General features: G+C 67.5%; 9 protein-coding genes. 5 read left to right on the forward strand and 4 right to left on the reverse strand.

Annotated features, from left to right (window positions below; translation table 11 throughout):
* The 3 genes from ACYP33_RS22125 to ACYP33_RS22135 form a co-directional block, all read left to right on the forward strand.
* Positions 1–903 (forward strand): PDR/VanB family oxidoreductase (locus ACYP33_RS22125; RefSeq protein ID WP_459623942.1); only part of this gene is annotated, 903 nt, incomplete at its 5' end.
* 147 nt (positions 904–1,050) lie between these two features.
* A complete protein-coding gene (locus tag ACYP33_RS22130; protein WP_414443297.1) occupies positions 1,051–1,893 on the forward strand; it encodes a class II aldolase/adducin family protein in 843 nt (280 codons plus the stop codon).
* Between the two features lie 94 nt (positions 1,894–1,987).
* Positions 1,988–3,301 (forward strand): MFS transporter, encoded by a 1,314-nt coding sequence (locus ACYP33_RS22135; RefSeq protein WP_414443296.1) that lies wholly within the window; start codon positions 1,988–1,990, stop codon positions 3,299–3,301.
* Positions 3,302–3,377: 76 nt separating this feature from the next.
* Here the strand turns inward: ACYP33_RS22135 and ACYP33_RS22140 are convergent, their stop codons facing one another.
* The 4 genes from ACYP33_RS22140 to ACYP33_RS22155 all read right to left on the reverse strand — a co-directional run bounded on the left by ACYP33_RS22140 (position 3,378) and on the right by ACYP33_RS22155 (position 6,484).
* Entirely contained in the window at positions 3,378–4,040 is a 663-nt protein-coding gene (locus ACYP33_RS22140) for a GntR family transcriptional regulator (RefSeq protein ID WP_414443295.1), read from the reverse strand.
* Positions 4,041–4,159: 119 nt separating this feature from the next.
* Positions 4,160–4,711 (reverse strand): hypothetical protein, encoded by a 552-nt coding sequence (locus ACYP33_RS22145; RefSeq protein ID WP_459623943.1) that lies wholly within the window; start codon positions 4,709–4,711, stop codon positions 4,160–4,162.
* A 198-nt stretch (positions 4,712–4,909) separates the two neighbouring features.
* A complete protein-coding gene (locus ACYP33_RS22150) occupies positions 4,910–5,371 on the reverse strand; it encodes a GNAT family N-acetyltransferase (RefSeq protein WP_414450831.1) in 462 nt (153 codons plus the stop codon).
* 126 nt (positions 5,372–5,497) lie between these two features.
* Positions 5,498–6,484, reverse strand: coding sequence for a helix-turn-helix domain-containing protein (locus ACYP33_RS22155; protein WP_459623944.1), 987 nt, complete (start codon positions 6,482–6,484; stop codon positions 5,498–5,500).
* Between the two features lie 200 nt (positions 6,485–6,684).
* Between ACYP33_RS22155 and ACYP33_RS22160 the strand changes: the two genes are divergently transcribed.
* Together ACYP33_RS22160 and ACYP33_RS22165 are read left to right on the forward strand one after the other, a co-directional pair.
* A complete protein-coding gene (locus ACYP33_RS22160) occupies positions 6,685–7,485 on the forward strand; it encodes an SDR family NAD(P)-dependent oxidoreductase (RefSeq protein ID WP_414443289.1) in 801 nt (266 codons plus the stop codon).
* 70 nt (positions 7,486–7,555) lie between these two features.
* Positions 7,556–8,425, forward strand: an 870-nt coding sequence (locus tag ACYP33_RS22165) for an amino acid permease (RefSeq protein ID WP_459623945.1), incomplete at its 3' end; no start/stop codon positions are given.

Here is an 8,425-nt window from a genome sequence, read left to right on the forward strand (position 1 = left end):
CTGGTCAGCCCGGGCGGCGCGCCGCTGCCGCCGTTCGAGGCCGGTGCGCATATCGATGTCCATCTGAAGCAGGGCGTGATTCGCCAGTATTCGCTCAGTAATGCGCCGGGCGAACGGCACCGCTACGTGATCGCCGTGCTGAAGGACGAGAACGGCCGCGGCGGCTCGCGCGCCGTGCACGAGCAACTGCGCGCCGGCGACATCGTGACGATCAGCCGGCCGCGCAATCACTTCGCGCTGGCGCGCGACGCCGCGCGCGTCGTGCTGATCGCGGGCGGCATCGGCGTCACGCCGATCAAGGCGATGGCGCACGAACTGGACGCGCGCGGCATCGCGTACGACATGCACTACTGCGCGCGCAACGCCGAGGCCGCCGCGTTCGGCCCCGAACTCGACGCGATGCGCCGCGCCGGCAAGCTGCACGATCACTACGACGAAGGGCTGGACCACCTGCGCTTCGACGTGAAGCAACTGCTGAAGCGCCACGTGCCCGGCACGCACGTGTATTACTGCGGCCCGGCCGGCTTCATGGCGGCCTGCGCCGAAGCTGCCGCGCACTGGCCGGCCGGCACCGTGCACTTCGAGCATTTCAAGGCGCCGGACCGGCCGAAGGCCGAGGCGGGCGGTGGCGATTCGGCGGCTGGCGAATGCGAGGTGACGATCGCGAGCACCGGGCAGGTGGTGATGCTGAAGGCGGGCGAGAGCCTGGTGGATGCGCTCGGCGCGGTGGGCATCGCGGTGCCCACCTCGTGCTGCGCGGGCCTGTGCGCGACCTGCAAGCTGCGCTACCTCGAAGGCGAGGTGCAGCACAACGACACCATCCTCGATGAGGACGAGCGCCGCGATCACCTGACCGCCTGCGTGTCGCTGCCGGCCGGCAAGCGGCTCGTGCTCGATCTTTGAGTATGAATGTGGTTCATGTTTGTATGAACAGCGTTCGTTTGTCAACGCAAGTCGCGCGACAGACGACAACGGTATCGGCGGCGCAGGGCAGGCAGTGGGAGGCCGCGCCGCATCTCGTCACCCCACTATGTCGAAGGAGGCAATCTCATGTCCACAGTCGCCGAACGCCCGGCCGAATCGATCGTCAAGCCGGGAAAGGTGTCGATCTACCAACCCGATCAGGAAGGGTTGATCTTTCCCGAACTGCCGACGTTCGAATCGCACGCGGCGCATCGCCAGCACTTGAAGGAGCGGCTCGTCGCCGCCTGCCGAGCGTTCGCGCAGCACGGCTTCGATTACGGCTTCGCCGGCCACCTGACGATTCGGGATCCCGAACATCCGGGCCTGTACTGGACCAACCCGATGGCCGTGCATTTCGCGCAGGTGAAGGTGTCGAACCTGATCTGCGCCGACCACACCGGCCGCGTGGTGGAAGGCGAATACGCGATCAACCGCGCGGGCTTCGTGCTGCATGCCGCCGTGCACGAGCAGCACCAGGACATCGTCGCGATGTGTCATGCGCACACCGTGTACGGCACCGCGTTCGCCGCGCTCGGCAAGCCGCTCGCGCCGATCTCGCAGGACGCCGCCGCGTTCTTCGAAGACCACGTCGTGATCGGCGAGGAAGCGGGCAAGGTGGCGGTGGAAGTGAAGGGCGGCAACAAGGTCGCCAACGCGTTCGCCGGCGTGAAAGCCGCGATCCACCAGAACCACGGCCTGCTGACGGCGAGCCGCCACAGCATCGATGCCGCCGCGTTCTGGTTCATCGCGCTCGAACGCTGCTGCCGCCAGCAACTGATGATCGAGGCGACCGGCGTGGTGCCGAGGGAAGTGAAGCCCGAAAGCGCGCGCTACAGCCGCGAACACGTGGGCAGCGAATACATCGGCTGGCTCCACTTCCAGACGCTCTGGAACGACCTGGTCGCGACGCAGCCGGACATGTTCGACTGATTCGCGCCGGTTGAACCCCCACACCGGCCGGCGGAGACGCTCCCCAGATGGCGCCCGCCCGGCCGGCATTTGCCAGGCCCCTCAGGAGACAACCATGAGTTCCCCCAGCCCTGCCGCGTATATGGAAGGCGGCGAGTCGTCGGCGTTCGCGAAAGCGACCGTCCGGCTCGTGCCGTTCCTGTTCCTCTGCTATCTCGCCGCGTACCTGGACCGCATCAACGTCGCGTTCGCGAAGCTCCAGATGCTGACCGATCTCGGCTTTAACGAAGCGATCTACGGCTTCGGCGCCAGCGTGTTCTTCATCGGCTATTTGTTGTTCGAAGTGCCAAGCAACTTGATGCTGCTGCGCGTGGGGCCGCGACGCTGGATCGCGCGGATCATGGTGACCTGGGGGCTGTTGTCGGCCGGCATGATGTTCGTGCACACGGCCACGCAGTTCTACGTCATGCGCTTCCTGCTCGGCGTGGCCGAGGCCGGCTTCTTTCCGGCCATCGTGCTGTACCTGACGTACTGGTTTCCGCCGTCACGCCGCTCGAAGGTGACGGCGCTGTTCATGACCGGCATTCCGATGTCGGGGGTGGTTGGCGGGCCGCTGTCGGGCTGGCTCATGACGCAGCTCGGCGGCGCGCACGGCATGGCCGGCTGGCAGTGGCTGTTCCTGCTGGAAGGCGTGCCGACCATCGTGCTCGGCGCGATCGCGTTCTTCTTCCTCGACGACAAGGTGGCCGACGCCAACTGGCTCGATGCCGATCAGAAGGCCGCGATCGAGCGCAAGCTGCGCGAGGAAGCACCCAAGGGCGCGCTGCAATCGGTGCGCGAGGGCCTGTTCAGCGCGAAGATCCTGCTGGTCAGCGGCATCTACTTTTTCTACACGATGGGGCTGTACGGCGTGAGCTTCTGGCTGCCGACGCTGATCAAGTCGAGCGGCGTGTCGAATCCGCTCAACGTCGGGCTGCTGACGGCGATTCCGTATGCGGCCGGCGCGATCGCGATGGTGCTGGTCAGCCAGAGCTCCGACCGCAGCGGCGAGCGGCGCTGGCACCTGATCGTGCCGGGGCTGGTGGGTGCGCTCGGGCTGGGCCTGAGCGTGGCGTTCGCGCATTCCACCGCGCTCGCGATGATCGGCCTGACGATCGGCACGATGGGCGTGATGACGACGATCTCGCAGTTCTGGGTGCTGCCGCCCGCGTTTCTCGGCGGCGCGGCAGCGGCCGCGGGCCTTGCGCTGGCGAATTCGGTCGGCAGCATTTCGGGCGTGGTCAGCCCGTCGCTGATCGGCGTGATCAAGAACGCCACGGGATCGGCCGGGGCCGGCGTGCTGGTGCTGTCGGCGAGCCTGGTGGTGGGTGGGGTGCTGGTGTTGCTGGTGCCGCCCGCGCTGGTGAATTCGCGTCGCACGCGGGCTTGAGGGAAAGGATGCGTGGCGTCAACGCATCCTGATGTCATCGCGCCGGCGGGCTATGTGTCCGCCGGCGCGTTGGCGTTCAGGCCACTGCTTCGGCCATGTTGTGCACGAGGTTCTCGCGTGCATATTCGGTGTGCTGACTACTGAGCTTCGCGGCCAGTTCCTCGTCGCCCTGCGCGATCGCCTCGGCGATCGCCGCGTGCTCGTCCCAGACGCTCTTGCGCTGGCCGGCCACCCGATGCACGGCGCCCATCACGCGGCGCAGCAGCATCCAGTGCAACTGCGCGTTGTCGACGATCAGCGGGTTGCCCGAGGCGGCGTAGATCGCGCTGTGAAAGGCCATGTCGGCCTCGATCATCGCCTTGATGTCGTCGCCCTTCGAGAGCTTGCGGCCGGTGGCGATCAGCGCCTTGTCGAGCTTGACCCGCTTGCGCGCCGCGAGCCGGGCGGCGAGGCTGTCGAGCGCGCCGCGCAGTTCGTAGAGATGGCCGATGCGTTCGGCGTCGAGCGGCGCGACCTGCAGGCCGCGCCCCGGCGCGTCTTCCACGAGGCCGTCCTTCTTCAGCAGGCGGAACGCCTGCAGCACTGGCGAGCGCGACACCGACAACTGCTCGGCGATTTCTTCCTGGACGATACGGGTGCCCGGCGCGATCGAGCCTTCGGTGATGGCGTCGCGCAGCACGCGATAGACCTCGTCGACGTAATCGGTGCGCGCCTGGATTTTCAAGAGTTTCGCTGGCATGGTCACGGCATCTATGGATACAGAATACCGTTAGCTTACCAGCACGGAAGAGGGGCGGCGGCGGGGTGTTGCGCGCAAGCGCAGGCGGGCGGTTCGGCGGGGCGTGGCGGCTTGCCGCCTCAGTTTGCCGGAAGGCAGCAGAACCAGGCGGGCAGGTCGTTCGCGCCGGCCGGCGCGGCGTGCAGGCGGCCCGGCTTGATGATCGCATCCGCCGCTTGGCACGCGGCGCGCACCGCGTCGAGGCAGCGCGCGAGGTCGCCGCCGCGCGCCTGCTGCACGAACACCAGCGCGGCGGCCGCGCGGAAGCGCCGCGCCTCGGCCACCGCGAAGCGCATGTCGTCGAGCAACTGGCCGGCCTCGCCGCCGCGCGCGTCGCGCACGAAGATCGACAGCAGGCCGGCCGCGGCGCGCACGAGAATCCATTCGGCCTCGACGCCGCCGAGCGAATCGCGCTCCAGCGGCACGTACGACAGCGTTTCGGGGTCGGCGAAGCCGGCCTGCGCCTGCAACGCCGCACGCGCCGCAGCGGGCACGCCGCCGTGCGCCCACTGCGCGAGCGGCGCGGCCGGGCGTTGCGTATGGGCGAACGAGAAGCCGGTTTCTCCCAGCAGCAGCGGTTCGTCGAGGTCGGTGCTCGTGGAGCGGCCAAACAGGCAATCCGGCATCTTCATCGCGCGTCCTCGGCGGTGGGCGAATCGTGGGGGAGCAGAGCGGCGTGGATTGTCTTGAGGGATCGGTGAAATCGTCTACCGAATGCCGAACTCTGTATCCAGAGAATATCGGGGCGGGGGCGCGGCGCACATCGGGAGAAACACGCAGCGCCTATGCGACGTGCCCGCGCCGGCGCGATGCTTCTCGCTGAGGCTCGCCTACATCTGCTGCCGATAAACCAAAAATCCCGACTTGTTCGCCACCTGGTCGTACAGCTTCATCGCCGTCGCATTGGTTTCATGAGTTTGCCAATACACGCGCTCGACGCCGTCGCGCCTCGCCTCGCGATACACGGCCTCGATCAGCGCGCGCCCGACGCCCTTGCCGCGCGCCGCATCGAGCGTGAACAAGTCCTGCAGATAACAGATCGGCCCGGCGAGCGTGGTGTGACGGTGGTAGAGAAAATGCACGAGGCCGACGATCGCGCCATCCAGCTCCGCCACCATCGCCCGCATCGGTTCGTAGCCGTCGAAGAAGCGCCGCCACGTCAGGTCGGTGATCTCGCGCGGCAGCGCGGTGTCGCCCGAGCGGCCATAAAACGCGTTGTAGCCATCCCAGAGCGGCAGCCACGCTGCGAAATCGGTGGGGCGTGCGTCGCGGACAACGAGTGAATCGTTCATGAAAAAGCGCTCCTGGGCGGCATTCGATGGCAGGCCAGTATAGGAGCGCGTCGCGCGTTTGATGAGCACCAGCCGGTGGCGAATTCATGGAGCCACGCGAGAGTCGGCGATGCGCCGGCCACCGTCTCAACCGTGCCCGCGATGCCGGCGCAAGGTTTCGGAAGGTAGTTCTCCGAACTGTTCGCGGTACTCGTTCGAGAAGTTGCCGAGATGCCAGAAGCCCCAGCGCGTGGCGGCCTCGGTCACGGTGTCGGCGCGCTGCAATTCGCGGCGCGCATGCCCGAGCCGCACCGCGCGCATGTACGTGAACGGATTGACGCCGAGCGATGCCTCGAACGCGTATTGCAGCGTGCGGCGGCTCGCGCGCAATCGCACGCACAATTCGGCCACGGTCAGCGGGCCGTCGGGCGAGCCTTCCACCAGCTCGCGCACGGCGCGCACCAGTTGCCAGTGGCGCGCGGTGCGATGCGTGAGGTGGGTGCGCGTGGCCGCAGCGGCGTCGTGCGCGAGCGGGTCGGGCAGCACGTCGGCCAGCCCGAACACGGCGCTGCGCTCCAGCGAGGCGGCCACCTGCGGATCGTCGAGCAGCGCCGGCGTGTCCTGGATCGCCGACAGCATCTGCGCCAAGGTGGTGCGAAATGCGTCGAGCCGCAACGGCTCGGCGTTGCGGATGCCGGCGCGGCCGGCCAGCCGTTCGCCGATCTCGCGCAGTTGCTCGCGCACGCTGTCGCTGCGCGTGTCGGCGGCGGTGATTTCGAGGTTCACCACCAGGTGCCGGTCGGGCGACAGGAATTCGAAACCGTTGCTGCCGGAGAACACATGCAGCGCGTCGCGATGGCTTGTCTCGCCGCACAACAGCGCATGCCCTTCGAGCTGGAACGGAATGCCCACGGCGATGCGGTCGTGCGCAACCTCGCCACGCTGATAGACGGTGCGGTTCAGGCGCTCGACATGGATGCGCACGCTGCCGGCGGTAAACGAGGTGATCGAGCCGTCGAAGCTGCCGCGCGAGATCTGGCAATAGCTCTGGTTCCAGGCGTCGAGCAGCGACGCCTGCTCCTCGACGCTGCGGCAGGTGTGGGTGGCAACGGCAGTGGTGAGATCGAAACCCATTTCTGAATTGGCTGTCGCGTGAGGGCCGCATTCCGTGAGGCCCAGTGTAGGCCCGCCAAAATAGACGAGCAGCCGCACACGCCATGCCCGCACCGTGCGGCCGACTATTTCGGATTGCCATCGACATTTTGCCAATTCTGGATAGTCGCGCCATTTCGGTGCGCCTACCGTGTTGCCATCACCACATCGGGAGGCATCGAATGAGCATGGGCAAGCAAGGCACCACCCCGGCCGGGCGCGAGCGGCTGGCCGGCAAGGTGGCGATCGTGTCGGGCGGGGCGACCGGAGCCGGCGGCGCGGCGTCGCTGCTGTTCGCGCGCGAGGGCGCGCAGGTGGCGGTGATCGATCGCAACGTGGAGGCCGGCGAGGCGGTGGTGGCGCGCATTCGCGACGAGGGCGGGGTGGCGGAATTCTTCGCGGCCGACGTGTCGCGGCGCGACGCCGTGGACGCCGCCGTGGCCGGCGTGGTGCAGCGCTTCGCGCGCATCGACGTGCTGTTCAATCACGCGGGCAGCATCGTCGTCAAACCGTTCCTCGATACGACTGATGAGGACTACGACTGGCTCATGGACGTCAACGTGCGCAGCATGTTCATGATGACGCGGGCCGTGCTGCCGCACATGCTGGAGGCGGGGCGCGGCTCGATCGTGTGCACCGCGTCGATCTCGTCGGTGGCGGCCACGCCGCTCGAGGTGCTGTATTGCACCACCAAGGGCGCGTGCGCGATGTTCGCGCGGGCGATCGCCGTGGAGTATCGCGACCGCGGCATTCGCTGCAATGCCGTGAATCCGGGCTTCATCAACACGCCGCACGGGCAGCGCGAGATCAGCGCGCTGGCGCAATACGGGTTCGACGCGAGCGAGGCGGCGCTGTCGGCGCAGCAGGGGCGGCTGTGCGCGCCCGAGGAAGTGGCGCAGGCCGCGCTGTTCCTGGCGAGCGACGATGCGTCGTTCGTCAACGGCGCGCACCTGTATGTGGACAACTGCTTCACGGCGGCCTGAGCGCAACGACATCGGCTATCGGGCATCCCGCGCGCGGCAAGGCCGCTCGCGTACATGAAAAGGATTCGTCATGGACATCAAACACACGGCCACCCCGGCCGGCCCCGCTGACGACGACGTCAGGCTGCTGCACCAGATGGGGTACGCGCAGGAGCTGTCGCGCCGGATGGGGGCGTTCTCGAACTTCGCAGTGTCGTTTTCGCTGATCTGCATTCTGTCGGGCGGCATCACGTCGTTCCAGCTGGGCCTGTCGGCGGCCGGCGGCGCATCGATCGGGCTGGGCTGGCCGCTCGGCTCGCTGTTCGCGATGGTGGTGGCGGCCGCGATGGCGCAGATCGCCTCGTCGTATCCGACGGCCGGCGGCCTGTATCACTGGGGCTCGATTCTCGGCGGCAAGACCTGGGGCTGGCTCACCGCGTGGCTGAACCTGCTCGGCCTGGTGTTCGTGGTGGCCGCGATCAACTACGGCACCTACGATCCGTTCTTCAAGACGCTGATCGCGCCGCTGTTCGGTGTGTCGCCCGATTCGCTCGGCTGGGGCGCGCAAACGCTGTTCCTCACCGTGATCACCGCGTCGCAGGCACTGCTCAACCATCGCGGCATCCGCCTCACGAGCCTGATCACCGATTTGTCGGGATACCTGATCTTCGTCGTGACGATCCTGCTGGTCGCCGCGCTGCTCTACTACTCGCCGGTCAAGCTCGACCTGTCGCGCCTGACCACGTTCACCAACTTCACCGGCACCGACGGCGGCATGTGGCCGAAGCAGACGATGGCGATGGCCTTCCTGTCCGGCCTGCTGCTGACCGCCTACACGATCACCGGTTTCGACGCCTCGGCGCACACCTCGGAAGAAACCCGCGACGCGTCGCGCAACGTGCCGCGCGGCATCATTGGCTCGGTGTTCTGGTCGACCACCTTCGGCTACGTGATGGTGTGC

Source organism: Burkholderia sp. 3C (assembly GCF_054589155.1).

Excerpts from the sequence above, each read along its gene's own strand:
- ACYP33_RS22135 (WP_414443296.1), top strand. The coding sequence starts at position 1,988 with ATGAGTTCCCCCAGCCCTGCCGCGTATATGGAAGGCGGCGAGTCGTCG.
- ACYP33_RS22145 (WP_459623943.1), bottom strand. The coding sequence starts at position 4,711 with ATGAAGATGCCGGATTGCCTGTTTGGCCGCTCCACGAGCACCGACCTC.
- ACYP33_RS22160 (WP_414443289.1), top strand. The coding sequence starts at position 6,685 with ATGAGCATGGGCAAGCAAGGCACCACCCCGGCCGGGCGCGAGCGGCTG.
- ACYP33_RS22140 (WP_414443295.1), bottom strand. The coding sequence starts at position 4,040 with ATGCCAGCGAAACTCTTGAAAATCCAGGCGCGCACCGATTACGTCGAC.
- ACYP33_RS22155 (WP_459623944.1), bottom strand. The coding sequence starts at position 6,484 with ATGGGTTTCGATCTCACCACTGCCGTTGCCACCCACACCTGCCGCAGC.
- ACYP33_RS22130 (WP_414443297.1), top strand. The coding sequence starts at position 1,051 with ATGTCCACAGTCGCCGAACGCCCGGCCGAATCGATCGTCAAGCCGGGA.
- ACYP33_RS22150 (WP_414450831.1), bottom strand. The coding sequence starts at position 5,371 with ATGAACGATTCACTCGTTGTCCGCGACGCACGCCCCACCGATTTCGCA.